Genomic DNA, 20,733 nt, shown 5'->3' with positions numbered 1-20,733 from the left:
CGGCTTGGTTGAGTCATGCGGCTTGGTTGCTCGGTATCCACCAGTCCCGTCCGCGCGGGGAGGTGATGTATTCCGGCCAGCGAAATCCAATTGGCGGCTCGTAGTCGCAGAGCGGCGCGATCCAGTTCGAGCCGCCGATGCCGCCACCGGTGCGGGCGACGAATTCGTCCATCGCCGCGTCGCGCGCGGCCTCGTCTTCCAACAGGCGAAGTGCTGCCAGCGCGACCGTCTTTGCGGCGCAGATGACCATCGGGTCGATGGTGGCAGAAATGCCGCCCAGCGCATTCATCGCCCAGGACGGAAAGGCGTGACCGTTCTCCGAGCGCAATGCCGGGCGAGCGACATAGAACCGCGCCGTCGGCGTATGCCATGACATGTCGGTGTAGTCGTCGGACGTCGAATTCACCTGCGACGGCGCCAGGTCGCGGCGCAGGATCGCTTCTGCCTCGCGAGGTTCGATCAGCAGTTCCAATTCCTCGATGAAAGGCTCCTCGCTCGCCACCCCGCCGGCATTGACCTGGATTTCGCGGGCGATCGCCTTAGCCGTCTCGTCCCAGCGCGGCGGCCCGACCGCCGCCAGCGCGTCGAAGGCAATGCCAGCCATTACGTGATTGGCGAGCCCCGGCCGCGACTTCGACACCCAGTGCCGCTCATAGCGGCAGCCGCCCATCACCGCGACGGCTTCCGCATTGCGGTCAAGCACGGCGGTGACCTGCTCGGCCATCGCCAGCGTCGGCACGCGGATCATGTACTGGATCTCGGCCAGCCCGGCCGGCAGATTGTCGGCGGTCGCCTGCCCCGCCGTCAGGATCGCCTCGCTGATCGACCAGCCGCCCTGATGCGGCAGCATGGAATCGCGTAGCGCCTTCGAGGCCATGTACATCATCATGAGCGCGTCGTTGGCGCCCGGCGCCCGGACCGCCGAATGCGCCTGCGGGATCGGCGCCGCGTTGCCTGCCGCCCTCGCCCAATGTTCCGGCTCGTCGCAGATGAAGCGGTAGATCATCGCATAGGCCGCACCGCAATGCGTGTCCCAGCGCGCCGTGTTGCACAGCGGCAGCATGTAAAAAGGATGGAAGGAAATCATGCCCGCCAGCCCATCGTAATAGCCCTTCGCGGCATGGATCGGCTTCGATCCCCTCACCTTCTCCGCCGGCTCTCCGGTGAAGCGCAGCGTGCCCGATATGCCGTGGCGCTGCATCGCCGCCTTGGTCGCCAGCAGCCCGCCGAGGCTGGCAATGCCGAGCCCGGAATGCGGATCGGTGTGGCCGCCGGCCTGTTCGCCGAGGCCCGGACGCGGTCGCTTCACCGTCGCCGCATCCTGGCAATTGCCAGGCACCGCGTCGTACTCGGCATACATGCCGATTGTCGGGCCGGTCCCGTTGGTCCAGTGGGCGCAGAAGGCGGTCGGCATGCCGCCAGAGCCCTCTTCAACGGTAAAGCCTTCGTGCTTCAGGCGCTCGACATACCAGGCGGCCGACTGGTATTCGCGCCAGGCGGTCTCGCCGAAGTCGAAGATGGTCCGCGTCCACGCCGACAGCGACGGCTGGATGTCGTCCAGACAGGCAAGCGCGGTCGCTTGCGCCGAGGTCACCGGTTTCTCCATGGCGGAAAGAAAGCAGTGAAGCGCCTCGCCAAAAAGTGATATGTTTTCCCGGCTCATGCAAATTCGGTTCACCTCTTGAGAATTCCCTCGACGCAGGCGCTGCGCGCCCTCGACAGTTTTGCCCGCCACGGCAGCGTCTGGCGCGCCGCTGACGAACTGCATCTGACCCGCAGTGCGGTCAGTCATCAATTGCGCCTGCTCGAACGCGATCTCGGCTTCGACCTGCTCGCGCGCATCGGCAAGGGCGTGGCGCTGACGCCACGCGGCCAACGCTATGCCAGCGACGTGCGCAAGGCGCTGACGGTGCTAGGCGACGCGGTGACACGCCATGCCGGCACCGGCATCGGCGGCTCGTTCAGTGTCAGTTGTACGCCGGGTTTCGCCTCGCTGTTCCTGTGCACCCATATCGGCGAGTTCCGGCAGATGTACCCCGATGTCGCACTGCGCATCCTGACGCCGCGGCGCCTCGACGACGTCAGCAATGCCGAGGCCGACGCCTTCATCGCCTTCGGCGTCGGCAACTGGCCGAACCGCGTGGTCGAACCATTGTGCGAAATCTCCTTCACGCCGCTGTGCAGCCCCACGCTGCTCAACAAGATCGGCGGCTTCTCCAAGCCGGCAGACGTGCTGCGCGCCAATCTCCTGCATCTCGATGACACCGAGGACTGGGCGCGCTGGCTGGCCCTGTCCAAGGTCGAGAACCCCGACCCGGAAGGCGGCATCTTCTTTTCCGACATGAACCTGGTCTTTTCGGCGGCGATTGCCGGCCAGGGCATCGCCATGGGCGACGAGCTGACCAGTCGCCGGGCGCTGAGCGAAGGCCGGCTGGTCCGCCCCTTCGACATAGCGATCAATTCGCCGCGCTCGTATTTTCTGGTCTCCGAGCACGCCAAGGCAGCGCATCCGGTGCTGGAGGCGTTTGGGAGATGGCTGAGGTCGAAGCTGTCCGAGAACAAGGAGCGCTAATCTCCCCCCTCGAGGAGGAGATTGGCGCATAGATGAATCAAATTTGCCGGTCAGGCGAAAACTATTCGGTTGCGGTGAGCTGCCGCCCTGCCTACGATTTCGCCTACGCTAAGGGAAGGGCAGGATGCAGCAACCCGGCCGGGCCGCAGAGATCAAGGCAATCGGGATCGGCAAGAGCTTCGGCTCGTTCCGTGCGCTGGACGATCTGACGCTCGATATCGGCCGTGGCGAGTTCCTCACCCTGCTCGGCCCCTCCGGTTCCGGCAAGACCACCTTCCTGATGATCCTTGCCGGCTTCATTCAGCCGACCGACGGCCGCCTTTACAGCGACGGCGTCGACATCACCGAGCGGCCGGCCGAGCAGCGCGCCGCCGGCATGGTTTTCCAAGGCTACGCACTGTTCCCGCATATGAGCGTCGAGGCCAACATCGCCTTCCCGCTCAAGGTGCGCAAGAAACCGGCGGCCGAGATCAAACGCCGCGTCGGCGAAATGATCGAGCGCGTCGGGCTCAAGGGCCACGAGAAGAAACTGCCGTCGCAATTGTCCGGCGGCCAGCAGCAGCGCGTGGCGCTGGCGCGTGCGCTGGTGTTCGAGCCGGGCGTGCTTTTGCTCGACGAGCCGTTTTCGGCGCTCGACAAGGGCCTGCGCGGCCAGATGCAGGCCGAGATGAAGCGGCTGCACCAGGAGACCGGCACCACCTTCGTCTTCGTCACCCATGACCAGAGCGAGGCGCTGGCGTTGTCGTCGCGCGTCGCCATCTTCAATCATGGCAAACTGCTGCAGGTCGGCGCACCGGACGAGGTCTACGACCGGCCGGACAACCGCTTCGTCGCCGAGTTCCTGGGCGAGATCAACATGCTGCCGCTGAAGGGCGTGCGCCCGGCCGACAATGGCTCGACGGGCCTCTGCGAAGACCGCGCGATCAGCATGCGCTGCAAGGCCGAGAAGGTCCGTGGAGACGCCATCCTGGCGATCCGGCCAGAATACATGTCGATCGCCCGCGAAGCCGCCGTTGGCGAAAACGGTATTGCCGCGACTGCCGTCGCCTCGACCTATCTCGGCGCTGCGACGCGGCTCGATCTGACGACGCGCCAAGGCGCCAAGGTGACGGTCTCGGTACCGAACGAGGTTGCCGCTTCCGCGCTCAGCAAGGGCAATTCCGTGTGGCTGACCTGGCCGGCGGAGAAAGGCTTCCTCCTTCCGGACGGAGGACAATGACGATCGGCGAGGCGAATTCGCCACGCTGACTTTCAGGAAATACCAACGACAAAAAAGGGGAACTGACATGACAAACCAAACCAAGAAACATTCCATCGAGGCGCTGTCCGCCAGGGCCGTGCGCGGAGAGATCTCGCGCCGGCAGTTCACGCAGCTGGCCGCGCTGGTGCTGGCCGGCACGCCGATGCTGCTGCGCTCGACCGGCGCCTTTGCCGCGGCGAAGGAACTGGTGCTGGTCAACTGGGGCGGCGACGCCATCACCGCCTATGACGCGGCTTACGGCCAGGCCTTCACCAAGGAGACCGGCATCGTCGTCAAGATGGATGGCTCCGGCCCGACCGAAGGCGCAATCGCGGCGCAGTTCAAGAGCGGCGCCCCGACCTGGGACCTGGTCGACGTCGATCCGTTCTCGGCCATCACGCTCGGCGCGCAGGGCATGCTCGAGCCGATCGACTATACGATCGTCGACAAGAAGAAGATGCGCGAGGGGTTCGGTTGGGAACACGCCGCCTCGACCTATTTCTTCTCCTACGTCATCGCCTACGATGCCGAGAAATACGGCAGCCAGGCACCGACCGGCATGGCCGACTTCTTCGACGTGGCAAAATTCCCCGGCAAGCGCTCGCTCTACAAATGGGGCGTGTCGAGCTGGGAAGCGGTCCTGCTTGCCGACGGCATCGCGCCGGCCTCGCTCTATCCGCTCGACCTCAAGCGCGCGCATGACAAGATCGCTGCCTTCAAGGAAAACGTCGTCGCCTATTGGGGTGGCGGCGCCGAAAGCCAGAGCGTGCTGCTCAATGGCGAGGCCTCGATGGCGATCGTCTGGTCGACCCGGGCTTCGCTCATCGAGCAGGATTCCGGCGGCAAGATCAAGTTCATCTGGGACCAGGGCCTGATCTCGCCCGGCGCGCTCGCCGTGCTCAAGGGCAATCCCGGCGGCAAGGACGCGGCGATGAAGTTCATCGCCAGCACCCAGGACCCGGAGAAGGAACTCATCATGTTCGACAAGCTCGGCCAGGGTCCGGCCAATCCGGCCACCGATGCGCTGATCCCCGCCGACAAGAAGCGCATCAACCCGGTCGATCCCGAGAACATGAAAAAGCAGATCCCGCTCGACATGGATTGGTACGCCAAGAACTATGGGGCAGCACTCGACGAATACACGAAGATCATCTCCGCCTGACAAGCCGGGATAACCGGATGAGAGCATACCTCTCCGACCGGATGGGCGCGGCGCTGTTGATGGCGCCGCTGCTCCTCTTTCTTGTGCTGGCCTATGCCTGGCCATTCCTCGGCGTGGTCAAATGGAGTTTTACGCTGCCCACGCCGGGGCTGGGGCAGTACAATGCGCTGCTCACGGATCAGTTGGTGCAGTCGGTCTTTATCCGCACGCTGCGCATCGCGGCGATCGTGACGATCGTTTCGGTTGCCGCCGCCTACGCCATCACCGTTGTCTGGGTGCGCGGCACGCCGGTGCAGCGCGTCGTGGCCGAATTCTGCATCCTGGTGCCGTTCTGGATCTCGGTGCTGACCCGCGCCTTCGGCTGGGTGGCGCTTTTGTCCAATCGCGGCCTGATTAACACCTGGCTGCAGGCGGTCGGCTTCATCTCGGAGCCGCTGGCGCTGGTGCGCAACGAGTTCGGCGTCATCGTCGGCATGACGCATTTCCTCATCCCCTTCGCCGTGTTTCCGCTGGCCTCTTCGATGCGCAGTCTCGACGACCGCGTGCTGCTGGCGGCGCGCGGCCTCGGCTCCAGCCGCATGCGCACCTTCTGGTCGGTGTTCGTGCCGATGACCCGCTCCGGCATTATCGGCTCGGCGCTGATCGTCTTCGTCTTTTCGCTCGGCTTCTTCGTCACGCCGGCGATCCTCGGCGGCGGCCGCAGCGTGATGATCGCCGAGTTGATCTACCTCCGTATCTTCCAGAGCCCGGACTGGGGCCTGGGCGCTGCGATCAGCGTGGTGCTGGTGCTGTTCGTCGGCGCGCTGATGGCGCTGCTGTTCCGCTATATCAGACCAAAGCAGTTGGTGTAGCGCGATGCCGACCTATCGCCCCGGTCCCGTCTCGCTGGTCCTCGCCGCCCTGGTCGCGCTGTTTCTGCTGTTGCCGCTGCTCGCCGTCATTCCGGTGTCGCTGACGCCGAGCCGCATGCTGGCGATGCCGTCGGGCGAATTGTCGCTGCGCCATTACCGGGCGTTGATCGAGGATCCGCGCTGGATCAACTCGATCCTGCTCTCGATCAGGATCGGCGTCGTCAGCAGCGCCTTTTCCACCGTGCTCGCGCTGTGCTTCGGCCTTGGCGTCTGGATGTTCCAGCCGCGCTTCACCGCAGCATTGGTCGGCTTCGTGCTGCTGCCGATGGTGGTACCGCCGGTGGTCTCGGCAATCACGCTCTACTTCCTGCTGACCTCGATCTCGGGTTTCTCGTCGTTCTTCGGCTATGACACCTGGCTGGGTGTCGCCATGGCGCATGCGGTGATGACGGTGCCCTTCGCCACGGTGCTGATCCTGGTGTCGCTCAGCCAGCTCGACCGCCGCATCGATCTTGCCGCGCGCGGCCTCGGCGCCACCGTGTGGGAGCGCGCCACCCGCATCATCATGCCCAACATCAAGTTCGGCATCGTCACCGCGGCACTGCTCTCCTTCGTGCTGTCCTGGGAAGAGATCGGCGTCACCCTGTTCATCACCTCGGTCAACGCCATCACGCTGCCGCGCTTGATGTGGATGGGCCTGCGCGACAACATCGACCCGGCGATCGCCGCACTCTCGGTGATCCTGATCGTCATCACCGTGCTGGTGCTTGTGGCGCGCAGCGTCGTGGTCAGGCTGGGCGCGGCGCAGTGAGGGCCGCCTCACGCCGTGGCGAGTGGCGCGAATGAAACCTTGCGCCACGATTTTCGTTATAGGCAATTCAACACGTCGAAGGCTTCGCCATGAATCAAGGATGGTTTTCCAAGCCGGTTGCGGTTGCGGTCGGCATTGTGGGAGATATCCGCAACATTTCCAACGCACGGCAGGCTGTCGAGTTGCTGACAGCGCACTGGCGTGACGCCGGCAGCGCCAAGCACGGCTTGGCACTGCGCACATGCCGCCGCGCCATGAGCGACGACCGCTGGACCGAAGCCGCCAGGGACGCGTTCGTCGAGGCCGCGCGGGAGGCGCATGTCCTGGTCGAGCGAGCCGTTGAACCGCAGGACCGGTCCAGGCAGGCGGGACCGTGATCGATTTGTGAGCCTCGGTGGTTCGGCCGATCTATTGCATCTCAGGCAGCATGCAGCCTTGGAATGGCACTGACGTCAACCTCGCGCTCCGCGTGCCACGCATCGTAAGCGGCCTGCATCCTGAGCCAGATCGCGGCGCCGTCGCCGAACATCTTTCCAAGACGCGCCGCGACAGCCGGCGACACCGGCTTCTTTTCGCGGATGATGTCGTAAAGCTGCTGGCGCGAGATTCCGAGCAGATTGGCGATTTCCACCTTGGTCTTTCCGGTTGCCGGGATAATGTCGTCGAGCAGCGCCCCAGGGTGGGATGGGCAGCGCTCCATCGGACGCATCGGCTCATACACGCTCATAATCGATTTCTCCAATCTAAGCCGTCTCAATGGTACTGTTCGAAATCGACGCGGGCAGCATCATTGGCGTCGAATTCGAATGTGATGCACCACGGCCCGTTGACATGCACTGTGTAGCGGGTCGGGTTAAAGCCCTTCAAAGCGTGGAAGTCGAAGCCGGGCAGGTCCATGTCATCAGGCCTTTCCGAGACTTCCAAGCGGTCAAGCCGGACAAGGATGCGCTTATGCATCTTGGCGTCGATCTTTCCGGTCTTTCCGGTTTGAAAGAGGTCCGCCAGCGCCTTGTGCTTGAACGACTTGATCATGCAACATGTAAGCATATTGCTTACTCGGGTCAAGCAGGTGTAAGCAAATGATTTACAGAATGGTCCGAGCCCATCGGAGGCAATAACTACGCCCGCTGGACGCTGGGCCGGGCCAGCCGAATACCTGGCGGACCCATGTCACGGCATCATCCGCTATCCCATGGCGTGGCGGATTCTCTTCGACAGGCGGCTCAAAAATGCCGGCCTCGACGACGCATCAAGCTTCCACGACAGCACCGCCGTTGCCATTTTCCGCGGCAACACCCCGACCGACAGGAACCAGGCGGCAAGGATTGCGCGCCGCCGCAGGGATGCGGTCATTTCGAGGCTGGCGACGGCGCCGGCCGCCCCGAGCGCCAGCCGGGAATCGTCGGCCACGGGGTGTCGGTCTCTGTCGGCGCAGAGCGACGCCAGCCGCTCTTCCAGGTGGACCGGATCGTGGCGGACGGCATCCGACGGCACGATGGTCAGGCCGATCCCGGAGGCCTGGTCCGACAGTGCCTGCATGCGGCGGAAATCGTGGGTTACCCGCCAGCGTGCCCGCTCGGCGAGCTTTTCGCCGAAGACCGAATGGTTGGCGCCGTGGATCCGGTAGGCGCCGAGGCATTCGTCGATGGATTGGACGTGCCCGTACATCGGCGCCAGCGTGGCAAGATAGCCGTCAGCGCCCTGGCGGAACTCCGGCTCCGGTATGGGCATGATCGACTCCAGCGTTGCGCGGTCAAAGGCCAGCCCGCTGGTCACGGTGGTCTGGTAGCGGCCCTTGTGCAGGAGTTTCGGCATGACATCGCCGCTGTCGAAAGGCAGTTCGGGCGGCGGAAAGACATCCTTGATGCGTTGCCCTTCGTCGACGATATGCAGTCTGGACTGGACCTGGGCGGTTGCCTCGTCCCAGGTGTCGACGATGGTGGAGACGGCGGTCGGATAAAGATAATCGTCGGCGTCGAGGAACAGGACGATCTTGCCCGAGCTCGCTGCAAAGCCAGTGTTGAATGCCGCGGCGTGTCCGCCATTTTGCGCTCGCGGACATGCGAGGATCTCGTCGCGATACGATTCCATGATTGTCGTGGAATTGTCCTGCGATGCATCGTCGACGACGATGACTTCGACATCCGCGTAGTCCTGCTCGAGGGCGCTGTCGATGCTGCGTTTGAGGAACCGCGCGTAGTTGTAGTTCGGGATGATGATGGATACCGGAATTCTCGGGACAGTCTGCATCGCGTTTGACCTCGCATCTTGCTTTGGTTCGGCAAAGGCCCGCTCATGGGCCTGCCCCCCCTCTTCAAGCGCCCTCTTGGCGCGCAACGAGTTCCCTGGGAGAAAGCCTGCGCTTTCCACGAGGAGACCGGTCACGTTTCGCTTTGCGACTTCGTACTGAGGCCGCCATTGCCTTCGAGGGCTGCTGCCATGGTCAGGGGTCGGCGGCAGCAAAAGCCCAGACGGTTCGGCCAAGGTGATGTCGCAACCGAGCCCGACGGAAATGTCTCGCCTCGCGATCAGGTCGGGAGCGAAGCGGACGGGTGCCCTGAAGGCATGGCGGATACTGGCCTTCAAATGCGGCTGGAACAAGCCCCGCGTCGAAAACAGGGCCACTTCAGGTTGCGTTCAGGCGGCATGCCGCGACCGCCGGTGCTTTGCCCCGGAGCCGGCGAACCGCCTCCGGGGCTTATAGTCATGTGGCCTGGACAGTCAGGCGGCCTGCAACCCTGGCAGCGACAGGTCGACTTCCTCGGGCAAGTCGCCGGCCATGGCCGCGGCAAACTTCGTCTGGTCGAGTTCTCCCTCCCAGCGTGCCACCACCACTGTCGCCACCGCATTGCCGATGAAGTTGGTCAGCGCCCGGCACTCCGACATAAAGCGGTCGACGCCGAGGATCAGCGCCATGCCGGCGACCGGCACGGTGGGGACGACCGAAAGCGTTGCCGCCAGCGTGATGAAGCCGGCGCCGGTGATGCCGGCGGCACCCTTGGAGCTCAGCATGGCGACGGCGAGCAGCAGGATCTGGTCGCCGTAGGTGAGTGGCGTGTCGGTCGCCTGCGCGATGAACAGCGCCGCCAGCGTCATGTAGATGTTGGTGCCGTCCAGATTGAAGGAATAGCCGGTCGGGATGACCAGGCCGACCACCGAGCGGTTGCAGCCGGCGCGCTCCATCTTGGCCATGAGGCCCGGCAATGCCGCTTCCGAGGACGAGGTGCCGAGCACCAGCAGCAGCTCTTCCTTGATGTAGCGGATCAGCGCCAGGATCGAGAAGCCATTGTAGCGGGCAACCGCGCCGAGCACCACCAGCACGAACAGCAGCGCGGTCAGGTAGAATGTGCCGATCAGCATGGCGAGGTTGGCGATCGAGCCGATGCCGTATTTGCCGATTGTGAAGGCCATGGCGCCGAAGGCGCCGATCGGTGCGGCCTTCATCAGGATGGCGACGAGGCGGAAGATCGGCGTGGTCAGTGCCTGCAGGAAATCGACGACCGGACGGCCGCGATCGCCGACCAGTGCCAGGGCGACACCGAACAGCACCGAGAAGAACAACACCTGCAGGATGTCGCCCTGCGCGAAGGCGCCGGTGATGGTGTCGGGGATGATGTTCATCAGGAAGCCGACGATGGTTGTGTCGTGCGCCTTCTCGGCATAGGCCGTCACCTTGGTGGTATCGAGCGTGGCCGGATTGATGTGCATGCCGGCGCCGGGCTGGACGACATTGGAGACGACCAGGCCGACGACAAGCGCCAGCGTCGAGAACACCAGGAAATAGATCATCGCCTTGCCGGCGACGCGGCCGACCTTCTGCAGGTCGGAAACACCGGCGATGCCGGTCGCCACCGTCAGGAAGATCACCGGCGCGATCACCATCTTCACCAGCTTGATGAAGGCATCGCCGAACGGCTTCATCGCCTCGCCGGTTTCCGGATAGAAGTGGCCGAGCAGCACACCGGCGGCGATCGCCGCCAGCACCTGCACATAAAGATGCCGGTATAAGGGAAGTTTGCCGCGCGGCTCGGCGGCAGCGATTGCTGTCTGCATGACGTCCTCCATGGCGCCCCGATCGAAAGCTCGACTCCCCGGGGCAGTTGTTTTGACCAGCAGCCTCGCGACTGCTGAATTCGTGTTTGCAACAGCCGTGCCAGATACGCAGAAGGGCCTTTCATCATTGATTTTGTTGAGCATTCACAAATGTCCGCACTGCTGGACACACAGACAAGTGCGAATCTCCGCATAGGTCGAATTGTGTTTTGTGCGAGTTCATGCACAAATGGGCGATGCTGCAACGCCCCGCCGGTGCCTTGTCTTCGACGCCCGAGCAACTCGCCAGGCGGGCGCGCCGAGCCTGGCTGCTGTTTGCGGCCGTCGCCCTGCTGATCGTCACGGCAGCGCTCTACGGTGCCGGCCTCTACGGCCGCACCGCCGAGGTCGGGACCCTGGCGGCGCAGGGGCGTACCGACGCCAATCTGAAGGTCGCGCTGCTGCGCGCCGTGCTCGAAAGCCCGCGCGCCCTGCCGCTGCTTCTGTCCGCGGACCAGCAAGTGCGTGACGCGCTGTCGCAGAAAAATGCCGCGGCAATCGATGTTCTGAACCGCAAGCTCGAGGGGCTGGTCTCCGGCACCAAGGCGTCGGTGCTCTATGTCGTCGGCACCGACGGACTGGCGATCGCCTCCAGCAACTGGCGCGAGCCGATCAGCTTCGTCGGCAATGACTACCGTTTTCGCGATTATTTCTCCGGCGCGATGCAGGCCGGAACCGCCGAGTATTTTGCGCTCGGCAATGTCAGCAAGCGTCCCGGCCTCTACATTTCGCGGCGCGTCGGCGATGCCGCCGCACCGCTCGGCGTCGTCGTCGTCAAGGCCGAGTTCGACCAGCTCGAAGCCGACTGGCGCGAGGCGAACCGCCCGGCTTATGTCAGCGACGAGAATGGCGTCGTGCTGATCACCAGCGTGCCGTCCTGGCGCTTCATGACAACCGCGCCGCTGGCCGGACCTGAGCAAGCCGCGATCCGCGACAGCCAACAGTTCGGCGACGCGCCGCTGGTTCCGCTGCCGATCATGCACCGGCAGGCGCTCAGCCCGGATGTGTCGATCGTCCACGCGGTGACGCCCGGCGGCAGTGAGGCGGAGTATCTCAGCCTTTCCACGCCGGTCCCTTCGACCCCATGGCAGCTCGACTATCTGATCCCGGCCGAAGCGCCGATCGCCGCTGCCGTCCGCGAAATGCGGCTTCTGGCACTGGGTGCCGTCGTCCCGCTGCTCGGCCTGGCCGCGTATCTGTTGTGGCGGCGGCAGTCGGCGCAGATGCGGATTGCCGCCGAACAGGCGGCGCGCACCGAACTCGAACGCCGCGTCGTCGAACGCACCGAGGATCTGAGCCAAGCCCGCGACCGGCTGCAGGCCGAGATAGCAGGCCACCGCAGCACCGAAGCCAAGCTCCAAATCGTGCAGCAGGATCTGGTCCAGGCCAACCGCCTCGCCATCCTCGGCCAGGTCGCCGCCGGTGTCGCCCATGAGATCAACCAGCCGGTCGCCACCATCCGCGCCTATGCCGACAATGCCCGCACCTTCCTCGACCGCAAGCAGACCGGGCCGGCCGAGGAAAACCTCGGCGCCATTGCAGCACTTACCGAACGCATCGGCTCAATCACCGAGGAGTTGAAGGCATTTGCCCGCAAGGGCCGCACCGCCGCCGAGCCTGTTGAATTACGTGGTGTTGTCGAGGGCGCGGTCATGCTGTTGAGAAGCCGCTTTGCCGGTCGGCTCGACGCATTGGCCATCGACCTGCCGCCGCCGAGCCTCAAAGTCATGGGCAATCGGGTCCGGCTCGAACAGGTGCTGATCAACCTCTTCCAGAACGCGCTCGAAGCACTCGACGGCCGCGACGACGCTTATGTGCAGGTATCGGTCGAGGAGACCGCGGACGGCGTGACGGTCGGCGTGTCCGATAACGGACCTGGCATTCCGCCCGGGATTCTCAAGTCGCTGTTCACGCCGTTCAACACCTCCAAGGAAAAAGGCCTCGGCCTTGGCCTCGTCATCTCGAAGGACATCGTCGCCGATTATGGCGGCCGCATCGAGGTTTCAAGCAACGACAGCGGCACCCGCTTCACCATCCATCTCATGAAAGCAGCGTAAGCCATCATGACGAACGACAATGCCGCGCCGGTGATCCTGATCGACGACGACCGCGATCTCCTCAAGGCCACCGCGCAGACGCTGGAGCTTGCCGGCTTCTCGGTCTCGGCCTTTGCGGTGGCGGCTGAGGCGCTGGCCGGGCTCGACGCCGGTTTTACCGGTGTCGTGGTGTCGGACATCCGCATGCCTCAGATCGACGGCTTGCAGCTTTTCAACCGCATCCTGCGGCTGGATGCCGACATTCCCGTCATCCTCGTCACCGGCCATGGCGACATCGCCATGGCCGTCAAGGCGATCAAGGACGGCGCCTACGACTTCATCACAAAGCCCTTCGCCGCCGACCGGCTGGTACAGAGCGTGCGCCGCGCAGCGGAAAAGCGCCGCCTGGTGATGGAGAACCGGGCCTTGCGCGAGGCGGCCGGAGAGGCGCAGGACGGCCTGCCGCTGATCGGCCAGACGCCGGCGATGGACAGGCTGCGCCGCACACTGCGCCAGATCGCCGACACCGACGTCGACGTGCTGGTGACCGGCGAGACCGGCTCCGGCAAGGAGGTGGTGGCAAGCCTTCTGCATCGCTGGAGCCGCCGCGCCAAGGGCAACTTCGTTGCGCTGAATTGCGGCACGCTGCCGGAGACCGTTATCGAAAGCGAATTGTTCGGCCATGAGGCCGGCGCCTTCACCGGCGCTCAGAAGAAACGGATCGGCCGCATCGAGCACGCCAGCGGCGGCACGCTGTTCCTCGACGAGATCGAAAGCATGCCGGTCTCGACACAGGTGCAGATGCTGCGCGTGCTGGAAATGCGCGAGGTCACCCCGCTCGGCACCAACGAGGTGCGGCCGGTGGATCTGCGCGTCGTCGCCGCCGCCAAGGTCGATCTCGGTGATCCGCGCCAGCGCGGCGCTTTCCGCGAGGATCTCTACTATCGGCTCAACGTGGTGACGATCTCCATTCCGCCGCTGCGCGAGCGCCGCGACGACGTCGCCCTGCTGTTCTTCTATTTCGCCGAGCGCGCCGCCGCCCGCTTCCATCGTCCGGTGCCGGCAGTGCCGGCGACGGTACATCGCCATCTGAGCGACCATGACTGGCCGGGCAATGTGCGCGAACTGGCGCATTTCGCCGAGCGGTTCGTGCTTGGATTGGAGGAAGGCGCCGAAGCACAACCCCCTGCCCCAACTGAATCGAACGCCGCCATGAAGCTGCCGGAGCGGCTGGAGCGCTACGAGGCCGACATCATCCGCGAGGCGCTTGGCCGCAACGAGGGCGATGTCAGGCGCACGATCGAAGCGCTGGGGATTCCGCGCAAGACCTTCTACGACAAGCTCCAGCGCCACGGCATCGTGCGCAGCGATTTTTCCAGGTAATCGCCGCCGGGCCGAGAGGCTCGGCTACTTGGCGTCGTGGAAGATGATACCGACGGTGTGGCGCATGCCGGAGCGTAGCCGGCTGACGCCGTGCCTGAGGTTGACCCGGTAATTGCCCTTGCTGCCCTGGACCGGACGATTGTGGACCGCGAAGGCGACCGCGTCGCCCTGGCGCAGCGGCACCACCTCGACGCGGCTTTGCATGCGCGGACGCTGCTCGGTCAGCACGAACTCGCCGCCGGTGAAATCCTTGCCGGGCTCGGACAACAGGATCGCCACCTGCAGCGGGAACGCCAGATCGCCGTAGAGATCCTGGTGCAGGCAGTTGAAATCGCCGGGGACATATTGCAGCAGGAGCGGCGTCGGCCGCGTTTGGCCCTGCTCGTGGCATTGCTCGAGGAATGCGGCGTGTTCGTCGGGATAGCGCTGGGCGATACCCATGCGCGCGTTCCAGTCGTTGGCGACCGCGGCCAGGCGCGGAAAGAGCGCGGTGCGCAAGCCGCCGATCAAGTCGGGTAAGGGATAGCGGAAATAGCGGTACTCGCCCTTGCCGAAGCCGTGCCGCGCCATGTGGACATGGCTGCGGAAATGGCTCTCGTCCGGATAGAGCCCGGCGATCTGCCGGCACTCCTGCGGCGTCAGCAGCTTTTCCATCACCGCGCAGCCATAGCCGCTCAGCTCGCCGGCGAGTTTCGGCCAATCATAGGCGGCGACGCGCGCCTCCGCCGATTTGATCGCCGCTTTCGCGCCTATCGAATGGATGGTCATGGCTTCGCCTCCTTCTCTACGACCAGAGATGGGTGAGACAGCGCGCGCAGACCACCCGTTTCTTGCCGGGTGAGCTTCGCGGGATGGATATCATCCGATTTCCGATTTCGTTGTCGTGCGCTAAACTTGTTCCACTTCAACGGGACCGCCATCTCAATGATTGTCCAGACCTGCATCAATGGCGCGCGCAGCGCCGATTTCCACCCGCGACTGCCGCTCGACGCGGAGGCCATGGCGGGCGACGGTGCGGCCTCGATTGCCGCCGGTGCGGCCGAGCTGCATGTCCATGCGCGCGGACTCGACGGCCGCGAAAGCATCGCGTCTGCGGCTATGGACCGGACTGTGATGGCGCTCCGCCGTGCCTGTCCGGGAACGCTGATCGGCGTGTCGACCGGCGCCTGGATCGAAAACGACGACGAGCGGACGCTGGCCGCGATCGCCGGTTGGAGCGAGCTGCCCGACTATGCCTCGGTCAATCTGAGCGAAGACGCCGCGCCCGCCGTCATGGAGAGTCTGCGCCAGCGCGGCATCGGCATCGAGGCGGGGCTTGCCTCCGTCGCCGACGCCGAACGCCTGGTGAGCCTCGACCATGGCAAACGGGTGCTGCGCATCCTGATCGAAATCTCCGAGCAGCCCCTGGACGCGGCGCTGGAGGTCAGTGACGATATCGCCGCCGTGCTCGACGGCGCCGGGATGCGCCGGGCGATCCTGCTGCACGGCGCCGACGCCACGGTCTGGCCTTTCGTGCACCGGGCGGCGGAACGCCGTTGGTCGACGCGCATCGGACTGGAAGACGGCAAGGAGCTTCCTGATGGAACAGTAGCACCCGGTAACGCCGCACTGACAGCGGCAGCCGTCGCTATCTTCGAGACCAGCCGTTAGGGCGGGGAAACGGCCAATCTCCTTTGATGCAGCGCTTCACGCGCGTCGTTCCGTTCTATTGGGTTATGACCTTCGTCATGGTCGCCGCACTTTGGTTGTTTGCCGGTCGTGCAGTGTCTCTTGAGCAGCTCACCAATAACCTGCTTTTCGTTCCCTATCTCGACACTGTTACAGGTTATGTCCAACCAGTGCTTGGCGTGGGTTGGACGCTCAATCTGGAAATCCTGTTTTACATTCTGTTCGCGGCGACTATGGGTCTTGGCACCTTGACGCAAATGGCCATGGTCGGCGTTGTCTTTGCAATCGCCGTAGCGGCGCGCATCATCTTCAAACCCGCCGCCGATACTGTGCTGTTTTTCTATACCACGCCAATCCTGTTTGAGTTCCTTGCCGGCATGGCTCTCGGCCACCTGGTCGGCAGGCTGGCGCGTTTGCCTGCCGTCCTGGGTGTCTCGGCACTCGTGTTCGCCATCGTGTCCATGCTGGTGATGGGCCTTGGCTTCAACTTGCCGCGAACCCTTGCTCAGGGAATCCCGGCGTTGATCCTTGTCGCGGCTTGCATAAGCCTGGAAAGCTACTTCCGGCTTCTTGCTCCTCGCGTGCTGGCAAGGTTGGGTGATGCTTCCTACTCTCTCTATCTGACACATCCTATCGTGCTGCTTGCGACCGCTCCTGTCGTTGCAAGCGCCAATGTATCACCATGGCTCGCAGGCACGGTTCTTGTCGCCGCCTGCATCGCCGTCTCCCTGGCCAGCTATAGTTTTATTGAGAAGCCGCTTTTGGCGATATCTCGGATGAGCCTCTCCGCCTATCAGGTGAAGGCACAATAAGTTGAGGTTGCGCCTCGCAGCGATTTTGCGACATGCATAAAACAAAAACTTAAAGCGCGTCGCAGGATCCGTTCAATGCGACGCGCTCTAGGTGCAAAAATAGCCGCCCGGTTGGACCCGAAGCAGCTTGTTATTTTATGCACTTCGGCAATGTGTCAGTGGCTACTTTGCAATCATGTAGGCATCATCAGTGTAGAGTTTGCCAACTCCACCATAGTGACCCACCCCAAACACGAATGACTGAGGTGTACCTGATCCGTCGGAATCTCGCCCGACCGGCCAGGTTGCGTTCGACGACGATTGCCAAAACACCCCATCCAGATACCAATCGATGCCTACCCCTTCATAGAGATCCGCGCGCAGCTGAAACCAGCGGCCCTTCGGGGCGGGAACATCGTTAGCCGGATTGTGGACTCCGGCCGCCGCATTTTCCACATGCAGCATCACCACATCGTCAGTCGGATTGTCGGTCAGGTTGACCCACCACGTTGGATCCTGCTTGAAAGGCGATTGCTCGGTCACCTTGAACTGGAAGATATTCGTCCAGCCGTTTCCCGCGTATTGGTAATCGGAGGGAATGAAAAACCACGCGACATAAGTTCCATCGATCCCTGACGGCGACATCGCCTGGAGCGGACGTCCGAAAGCGTCGTTCTTGGCCAGGCCGCCCGCAAAGAGCCACTCCTTGTAGACTTTGGAGTGGGGCTTCCCGGCATTGATGGCAGCCAGCGTCGTTTCGAACTTTCCGAAGCTGTTGCCGCCGTGCGAGGATACATTCCCTGCGCCGGTCGAGACCAGGCCGCTGACAATTGCGTTCAGGCTGGGATCGGCTTCCGCCGGATTCTCCGCCTGGACGAAAGACCAGTCGGTATAGCACGAGGCTCCGGTGCAAGGCCCCTCCTCCCAGTCCGCTCGCCAGTAAGGCGCGTTCTGGGCATATGCGGCGCCAACTGGCGGCATAACGGCGGTAATGGTGCAGATTGCCGTCAGCACCAACAGATGAGAAATCTTCTTCATGTCGATCTACCGTTCCTTTCTAAGCTATGGATTCCAGGCACCTCTTGCGCCACTTGCTTCTTTCACCCTCGAACACAGCGCGTCCCGAACGGCGCTGTACCGCCAACTCAAGCCGGCGGCGCTGAACCTTCAAAGGGTATTCGGAAAACAAAAAACCCGCCTCGGGAGGGCGGGTCGGCGGCGCGATTAGCACCATACCCAAATTAGTAGCATAGCTGCCGGCACAAAGCAAGAACAAAATGTGGCATCTGCGACGAAACTGCCGACAGGCACAGGGGCACCGCGGATGACGTGGCTCTTGCCGTTGTTAAAAATCTCTCATAAGGTATTTTCATATCAGAAAGAAAATCCGACCGTTTATTTCCTTTTATGAAAGCCTGAGCGTTTGCGGGAACATCTCGATCAGACCGACCGGCGACTGGTCAAGCTGCTGTCGCAGGATGCGCAGCTTGGCGTCAACCGCCTCGCGGAGAAGATGGCGATCTCGGTGCCGACGGTGCGCATGCGGCTGCGCAACCTGCTCGACCGCAACCTGCTCAAGATCGTCGGACTGCTTAACCTGACCGAACGCCCCGAGCTGATCTCGGCCATCGTCGGCATCAACGCGCAAGGGCGCGGCCGGGCGCGTGAACTGGCGCAGCGCATCTCCGAACTGCCTTTCGTGAACTCGGCCGCCGTCGTCACCGGACGCTTCGACATCATCGTCGACGTAACGGTGGCCGGCGATGTCGCCGATCTCTACCGCGTCACCAGCGAGCTGATCCCCGGCGCCGGTGAGCCGGGCGAAGTCGTGCGCAGCGAGACCTTCGTCGTCATGGCGTCCTGCAACAAATGGGTCAGCCTGCCTGAAGGCTGCTGGTCGGACGAGACGCGAAAGGAAATGGCATGAAGATCGCGGTTCTCGGCGGCCTCGGCCTGCAAGGCCGGGCGGCGATCGCCGATCTCGTTGCCAGCGACGGCGTCGAGCAAGTGGTCTGCCTCGACACCGCAACCGACGGCGCGGCGCGGCTTGGCGGCCTGACCGACCTTGCCCGGGTGCGTTTCGTCGTGCCGGAGGGCGCGATCGGTCCGGTGCTGGCCGATGTGATGAAGGACGTCGACGCGGTCATCGACCTGTTGCCGCAGCCGCTGATGCGCGAGGCGGTGCAGGCGGCGATCGCGACGCGCACGCCGCTGGTCACCACCAATTACGGCAAGGCCATCGCCGATCTCGCTCCCGAGGCCGAAAAGGCCGGCGTCTCGATCGTCACCGAATGCGGGCTCGACCCCGGCATCGACCTTGTGCTCTACGCGCGCGCCGCAAGCCAGTTCGACACCATCACCGCGATCGATTCCTATTGCGGCGGCATTCCCGAACCGAAGGCGGTGGTCGAGCCGCTCCGCTACAAGGTGAGCTGGAATTTCGACATGGTTCTGGTCAGCCAGAACCGCGACAGCGTGCTGGTCGAGGACGGCAACCGGGTCGATGTGCCGGCCGCCCGCCAGCACGACAATCGTTTCATCCACGATATCGAGATCGCCGGGCTGGGCAGGCTCGAGGCCTTCCCCAATGGTGACGCGCCGCATTATGCCGGCATGCTCGCCGCCGCCAAGGGACTGCAGCGCTCCGGCCGCTATTCGCTGCGCTGGCCCGGCTGGTCGGCGTTCTGGGCGCCGCTGAAGCAGCTTGGCCTCCTGTCCGAGGACAAGGTGCCCGGCACCGGCGTCAGCCCACGCGAATTCCTCGGCCGGCTGCTCGGTCCGCAACTGCAATATGGCGCCGACGAAAAGGACCTTTGCGTGATGCGCAACGTCTTTGTCGGCAGCGAAGGCGGCCGCCGCAAGACGGTGACCTCGGAGCTGGTCATCGAACGCGACCTCGCCTCCGGCCTGTTCGGCATGAGCCTTGGCGTCGGCTATCCCGCCAGTATCGTGGCGCAGATGCTGGCACGGCGCGAGATCGCCACGCCCGGCCTGCTCAACCCGCTGCTGCATGTGCCCGATGGCCGCTTCCTCGACGAGCTGGCCAGGCGCGGCATCAAGGTCGCCGAAACGGTGAGCTGGGATTGAAGATTTTCGAACGGTGGTTGCCGCCGGCAACGGCGCCGCCGCTCAAAAGGCGCCCCGATGGGGTGAAACAACAAGTGGAACAACAAACGACAACAAGGAGGAATGCCCAAATGAAGATTGCCAAGCTTTTCATCGCCGGACTTGCGCTCGCCGGCCTCACCGCTGCCGCCAGTGCCGGAACGCTCGACGAGATTACCAAGCGCGGTGAGTTGCGCGTCGCCGTGCAGACGCAGGGACCGCCCTTCTCGCTGGTCGGCGCCGCCGGCGAACGCACCGGCAGTTCGGTCGAACTCGCCGAACTGATGGCCAAGGAAATGGGCGTCAAGATCACCTTCCTCGACTTCGACTGGGACGGCCTGATCCCGGCGCTGCTGTCGGGCAAGGCCGATCTTCTGGTTGCCGACATGACGCCGACACTGGCGCGTGGCATGAAGGTCGCCTTCACCAAGCCTTACATGTACACGGGCAGCACCGTCTTCACCAAGGCTGGGACTGCCTTCAAGTCCACCGAGGACTGCAAGGCCAAGGGCACCAAGATCGCGGTGCTGCTCGGCGCCACCGGCGAGAAGGAAGCCAAGGCCGCCTTCCCCGATGCCGACATCAAGAGCTACAAGGGCGGCGGCCCGCTGCTGCTCGACGCCGTCAACAACGGCCAGGCCGATTGCGGCGTCAACGACGTCTCGGCGGTCAAGGGCCAGTCAACCGCTTATCCGGCCGGCAGCTTCATCATCATGCCGGACATGCTGTCGAAGGAGCCACTGGCCTTCGCCACGCGCTATGACGAGCAGGACCTGCTGACCTGGATGAACCTGTTCCTCGACCAGGTCAGCCTCGACGGCCGCTTGCAGAAGAACCTCGATTACTGGGTCAATTCCGACGCCTGGAAGAAGGATCACTGAGTAGAGGGAATAGGGAGTAGGGAGTAGGGAGTAGGGAGCGCTACTCGCTACTCGCTACTCGCTACTCGCTACTCGCTACTCGCTACTCGCTACTCGCTACTCGCTACTCGCTACTCGCTACTCGCTACTCGCTACTCGCTA

At 63.8% G+C, this 20,733-nt stretch carries 20 protein-coding genes; 13 read left to right on the top strand and 7 right to left on the bottom strand.

Annotation, left to right across the window (positions count from 1 at the left end; genetic code table 11):
- Positions 1 to 13 precede the first annotated feature (13 nt).
- Positions 14 to 1,606: a zinc-binding metallopeptidase family protein gene (locus tag NKI22_RS18840; protein WP_352481718.1), complete on the bottom strand. Its 1,593-nt coding sequence runs from the start codon at positions 1,604 to 1,606 to the stop codon at positions 14 to 16.
- Between the two features lie 75 nt (positions 1,607 to 1,681).
- Between NKI22_RS18840 and NKI22_RS18835 the strand changes: the two genes are divergently transcribed.
- The 6 genes from NKI22_RS18835 (at position 1,682) to NKI22_RS18810 (ending at position 7,013) form a co-directional block, all read left to right on the top strand.
- A complete protein-coding gene (locus tag NKI22_RS18835; RefSeq protein WP_352816466.1) occupies positions 1,682 to 2,572 on the top strand; it encodes a LysR substrate-binding domain-containing protein in 891 nt (296 codons plus the stop codon).
- Between the two features lie 124 nt (positions 2,573 to 2,696).
- Positions 2,697 to 3,791, top strand: a complete 1,095-nt coding sequence (locus NKI22_RS18830) for an ABC transporter ATP-binding protein (RefSeq protein WP_352816463.1) — start codon at positions 2,697 to 2,699, stop codon at positions 3,789 to 3,791.
- 67 nt (positions 3,792 to 3,858) lie between these two features.
- Positions 3,859 to 4,974, top strand: coding sequence for an ABC transporter substrate-binding protein (locus tag NKI22_RS18825; RefSeq protein ID WP_352494434.1), 1,116 nt, complete (start codon positions 3,859 to 3,861; stop codon positions 4,972 to 4,974).
- A gap of 17 nt (positions 4,975 to 4,991) precedes the next feature.
- A complete protein-coding gene (locus tag NKI22_RS18820; RefSeq protein WP_031194462.1) occupies positions 4,992 to 5,825 on the top strand; it encodes an ABC transporter permease in 834 nt (277 codons plus the stop codon).
- 4 nt (positions 5,826 to 5,829) lie between these two features.
- Positions 5,830 to 6,636: an ABC transporter permease gene (locus NKI22_RS18815; protein WP_352816460.1), complete on the top strand. Its 807-nt coding sequence runs from the start codon at positions 5,830 to 5,832 to the stop codon at positions 6,634 to 6,636.
- Between the two features lie 89 nt (positions 6,637 to 6,725).
- The gene (locus NKI22_RS18810) at positions 6,726 to 7,013 is read left to right on the top strand and encodes a DUF982 domain-containing protein (RefSeq protein ID WP_352816458.1); all 288 of its coding nucleotides are present in this window, start codon (positions 6,726 to 6,728) and stop codon (positions 7,011 to 7,013) included.
- 41 nt (positions 7,014 to 7,054) lie between these two features.
- Here NKI22_RS18810 and NKI22_RS18805 read toward each other — a convergent pair whose 3' ends face one another.
- From NKI22_RS18805 to NKI22_RS18790, 4 genes are all read right to left on the bottom strand, one after another.
- A complete protein-coding gene (locus NKI22_RS18805) occupies positions 7,055 to 7,363 on the bottom strand; it encodes a HigA family addiction module antitoxin (protein WP_352455430.1) in 309 nt (102 codons plus the stop codon).
- A gap of 26 nt (positions 7,364 to 7,389) precedes the next feature.
- Positions 7,390 to 7,668 (bottom strand): type II toxin-antitoxin system RelE/ParE family toxin, encoded by a 279-nt coding sequence (locus NKI22_RS18800; RefSeq protein WP_352489936.1) that lies wholly within the window; start codon positions 7,666 to 7,668, stop codon positions 7,390 to 7,392.
- Positions 7,669 to 7,821: 153 nt separating this feature from the next.
- The gene (locus tag NKI22_RS18795; protein WP_352494435.1) at positions 7,822 to 8,886 is read right to left on the bottom strand and encodes a glycosyltransferase family 2 protein; all 1,065 of its coding nucleotides are present in this window, start codon (positions 8,884 to 8,886) and stop codon (positions 7,822 to 7,824) included.
- A 471-nt stretch (positions 8,887 to 9,357) separates the two neighbouring features.
- Positions 9,358 to 10,689, bottom strand: a complete 1,332-nt coding sequence (locus NKI22_RS18790) for a dicarboxylate/amino acid:cation symporter (protein WP_292659748.1) — start codon at positions 10,687 to 10,689, stop codon at positions 9,358 to 9,360.
- A gap of 236 nt (positions 10,690 to 10,925) precedes the next feature.
- Here NKI22_RS18790 and NKI22_RS18785 point away from each other — a divergent pair, with 236 nt between their 5' ends.
- The gene (locus NKI22_RS18785; protein WP_352816455.1) at positions 10,926 to 12,785 is read left to right on the top strand and encodes a sensor histidine kinase; all 1,860 of its coding nucleotides are present in this window, start codon (positions 10,926 to 10,928) and stop codon (positions 12,783 to 12,785) included.
- A gap of 6 nt (positions 12,786 to 12,791) precedes the next feature.
- The gene (locus NKI22_RS18780; RefSeq protein WP_352494437.1) at positions 12,792 to 14,147 is read left to right on the top strand and encodes a sigma-54-dependent transcriptional regulator; all 1,356 of its coding nucleotides are present in this window, start codon (positions 12,792 to 12,794) and stop codon (positions 14,145 to 14,147) included.
- 24 nt (positions 14,148 to 14,171) lie between these two features.
- On the opposite strand, the gene NKI22_RS18775 is transcribed toward NKI22_RS18780, so the two are convergent.
- The gene (locus NKI22_RS18775) at positions 14,172 to 14,915 is read right to left on the bottom strand and encodes a 2OG-Fe(II) oxygenase (RefSeq protein ID WP_352816452.1); all 744 of its coding nucleotides are present in this window, start codon (positions 14,913 to 14,915) and stop codon (positions 14,172 to 14,174) included.
- Between the two features lie 156 nt (positions 14,916 to 15,071).
- On the opposite strand from NKI22_RS18775, the gene NKI22_RS18770 reads away from it, so the two are divergent.
- Together NKI22_RS18770 and NKI22_RS18765 are read left to right on the top strand one after the other, a co-directional pair.
- Positions 15,072 to 15,797 carry a 3-keto-5-aminohexanoate cleavage protein gene (locus NKI22_RS18770; RefSeq protein WP_352494438.1) on the top strand — a complete coding sequence of 242 codons (726 nt, stop codon included), beginning with the start codon at positions 15,072 to 15,074 and terminating at the stop codon, positions 15,795 to 15,797.
- Between the two features lie 26 nt (positions 15,798 to 15,823).
- Positions 15,824 to 16,627 carry an acyltransferase family protein gene (locus NKI22_RS18765; RefSeq protein ID WP_352816450.1) on the top strand — a complete coding sequence of 268 codons (804 nt, stop codon included), beginning with the start codon at positions 15,824 to 15,826 and terminating at the stop codon, positions 16,625 to 16,627.
- Between the two features lie 162 nt (positions 16,628 to 16,789).
- Here NKI22_RS18765 and NKI22_RS18760 read toward each other — a convergent pair whose 3' ends face one another.
- A complete protein-coding gene (locus tag NKI22_RS18760) occupies positions 16,790 to 17,644 on the bottom strand; it encodes a hypothetical protein (protein WP_352816449.1) in 855 nt (284 codons plus the stop codon).
- A 385-nt stretch (positions 17,645 to 18,029) separates the two neighbouring features.
- Between NKI22_RS18760 and NKI22_RS18755 the strand changes: the two genes are divergently transcribed.
- From NKI22_RS18755 to NKI22_RS18745, 3 genes are all read left to right on the top strand, one after another.
- Entirely contained in the window at positions 18,030 to 18,533 is a 504-nt protein-coding gene (locus NKI22_RS18755; protein WP_023677254.1) for an Lrp/AsnC family transcriptional regulator, read from the top strand.
- Positions 18,530 to 19,693 (top strand): saccharopine dehydrogenase family protein, encoded by a 1,164-nt coding sequence (locus tag NKI22_RS18750; RefSeq protein WP_352641020.1) that lies wholly within the window; start codon positions 18,530 to 18,532, stop codon positions 19,691 to 19,693. Before NKI22_RS18755 ends, NKI22_RS18750 begins: the two co-directional genes overlap by 4 nt.
- A 110-nt stretch (positions 19,694 to 19,803) precedes the next feature.
- Positions 19,804 to 20,592 carry an ABC transporter substrate-binding protein gene (locus tag NKI22_RS18745; protein ID WP_023720608.1) on the top strand — a complete coding sequence of 263 codons (789 nt, stop codon included), beginning with the start codon at positions 19,804 to 19,806 and terminating at the stop codon, positions 20,590 to 20,592.
- The last annotated feature ends 141 nt before the right edge of the window (positions 20,593 to 20,733 follow it).

Origin of the sequence: Mesorhizobium sp. M0778, assembly GCF_040320105.1 — a bacterium.
Lineage (GTDB): Bacteria > Pseudomonadota > Alphaproteobacteria > Rhizobiales > Rhizobiaceae > Mesorhizobium.
Note: the sequence above shows the minus strand (reverse complement) of the source record. Positions and strands in the feature narration are given on the sequence as shown.

Bases quoted from the DNA above. Each gene is read 5' to 3' on its own strand.
- NKI22_RS18780 (WP_352494437.1), top strand. From the start codon at position 12,792: ATGACGAACGACAATGCCGCGCCGGTGATCCTGATCGACGACGACCGC.
- NKI22_RS18795 (WP_352494435.1), bottom strand. From the start codon at position 8,886: ATGCAGACTGTCCCGAGAATTCCGGTATCCATCATCATCCCGAACTAC.
- NKI22_RS18770 (WP_352494438.1), top strand. From the start codon at position 15,072: ATGATTGTCCAGACCTGCATCAATGGCGCGCGCAGCGCCGATTTCCAC.
- NKI22_RS18810 (WP_352816458.1), top strand. From the start codon at position 6,726: ATGAATCAAGGATGGTTTTCCAAGCCGGTTGCGGTTGCGGTCGGCATT.
- NKI22_RS18790 (WP_292659748.1), bottom strand. From the start codon at position 10,689: ATGCAGACAGCAATCGCTGCCGCCGAGCCGCGCGGCAAACTTCCCTTA.
- NKI22_RS18815 (WP_352816460.1), top strand. From the start codon at position 5,830: ATGCCGACCTATCGCCCCGGTCCCGTCTCGCTGGTCCTCGCCGCCCTG.
- NKI22_RS18760 (WP_352816449.1), bottom strand. From the start codon at position 17,644: ATGAAGAAGATTTCTCATCTGTTGGTGCTGACGGCAATCTGCACCATT.
- NKI22_RS18785 (WP_352816455.1), top strand. From the start codon at position 10,926: ATGCTGCAACGCCCCGCCGGTGCCTTGTCTTCGACGCCCGAGCAACTC.
- NKI22_RS18805 (WP_352455430.1), bottom strand. From the start codon at position 7,363: ATGAGCGTGTATGAGCCGATGCGTCCGATGGAGCGCTGCCCATCCCAC.
- NKI22_RS18820 (WP_031194462.1), top strand. From the start codon at position 4,992: ATGAGAGCATACCTCTCCGACCGGATGGGCGCGGCGCTGTTGATGGCG.
- NKI22_RS18745 (WP_023720608.1), top strand. From the start codon at position 19,804: ATGAAGATTGCCAAGCTTTTCATCGCCGGACTTGCGCTCGCCGGCCTC.
- NKI22_RS18800 (WP_352489936.1), bottom strand. From the start codon at position 7,668: ATGATCAAGTCGTTCAAGCACAAGGCGCTGGCGGACCTCTTTCAAACC.
- NKI22_RS18840 (WP_352481718.1), bottom strand. From the start codon at position 1,606: ATGGAGAAACCGGTGACCTCGGCGCAAGCGACCGCGCTTGCCTGTCTG.
- NKI22_RS18775 (WP_352816452.1), bottom strand. From the start codon at position 14,915: ATGACCATCCATTCGATAGGCGCGAAAGCGGCGATCAAATCGGCGGAG.
- NKI22_RS18830 (WP_352816463.1), top strand. From the start codon at position 2,697: ATGCAGCAACCCGGCCGGGCCGCAGAGATCAAGGCAATCGGGATCGGC.
- NKI22_RS18750 (WP_352641020.1), top strand. From the start codon at position 18,530: ATGAAGATCGCGGTTCTCGGCGGCCTCGGCCTGCAAGGCCGGGCGGCG.
- NKI22_RS18765 (WP_352816450.1), top strand. From the start codon at position 15,824: ATGCAGCGCTTCACGCGCGTCGTTCCGTTCTATTGGGTTATGACCTTC.
- NKI22_RS18825 (WP_352494434.1), top strand. From the start codon at position 3,859: ATGACAAACCAAACCAAGAAACATTCCATCGAGGCGCTGTCCGCCAGG.